The 1,044-nt window shown below is 59.6% G+C and carries 2 rRNA genes; both read right to left on the bottom strand.

Features of this window, described 5'->3' with window-relative positions:
• Positions 1-194, bottom strand: a 23S ribosomal RNA gene (locus AB0C34_RS31595); the annotation flags it as partial.
• Positions 195-738: 544 nt separating this feature from the next.
• A 16S ribosomal RNA gene (locus AB0C34_RS31590) occupies positions 739-1,044 on the bottom strand; the annotation flags it as partial.

Below are 1,044 nucleotides of genomic sequence, written 5' to 3'. Positions count from 1 at the left end.
TCCCGACGTTCCCTCCACACGCCCTATACATTCAGGCGCGGGTAACCGAACATGACTTCGGCTGGGTTCCCCCATTCGGAGACCCTCGGATCACAGCTTGTCTGCCAACTCCCCGAGGATTATCGCAGGCTACAACGTCCTTCTTCGGCTCCTAGTGCCAAGGCATCCACCAATGTGCCCTTAAAAACTTCAGCAACACTACAATCACAGAAACCAAGACAACATGCCCCACAACAACCAACCGAACAAGAGCGAACCCTCACCGGCGATCATCACAGAGCAGTCTTGGAAAAATTCAAAGATGCTCGCGTCCACTATGCAGTTCTCAAGCAACGGACGAACCCACCCAGGCAATCCGCACACGCCAACACCGGCAAGCCGGCTGGTCCGCGTACAACCCAGTGACCCGTGTCCTTCCAGAAACACCCAACCCTCCACACCCGCACCCACCGGTTCGAAGAACCACCAGGAGCGCAGCATGAGGCGGCCGGTTGCCTCAGGACCCAACAGTGTGCTTGGCAAGCCCCGCCGGCGTCGACCCCCACGTTCCAACCAGTGACAAGCACCGGCGTACTAGCGTTGGCCACCACCGAAGGCGACTCTTCGTCAATGTTCCACCCATGAGCAACCACCCCAGACGCGTACGGCCTGAGCATGGCCTCTGCCACCAGCACCCACCACCCACAGGGCGGCACGGCATCCCCGGTGTCCGGGGCCTGATGGAGATGAGCTCCTTAGAAAGGAGGTGATCCAGCCGCACCTTCCGGTACGGCTACCTTGTTACGACTTCGTCCCAATCGCCAGTCCCACCTTCGACCACTCCCTCCCACAAGGGGTTAGGCCGTGAGCTTCGGGTGTTACCAACTTTCGTGACTTGACGGGCGGTGTGTACAAGGCCCGGGAACGTATTCACCGCAGCGTTGCTGATCTGCGATTACTAGCGACTCCGACTTCACGGGGTCGAGTTGCAGACCCCGATCCGAACTGAGACCGGCTTTTAGGGATTCGCTCCACCTCACGGTATCGCAGCCCTCTGTACCGGCC

This window comes from Nocardia sp. NPDC049220, assembly GCF_040647855.1.
Taxonomy (GTDB): domain Bacteria; phylum Actinomycetota; class Actinomycetes; order Mycobacteriales; family Mycobacteriaceae; genus Nocardia.
This window is presented reverse-complemented; position numbering and strand designations above follow the sequence as displayed.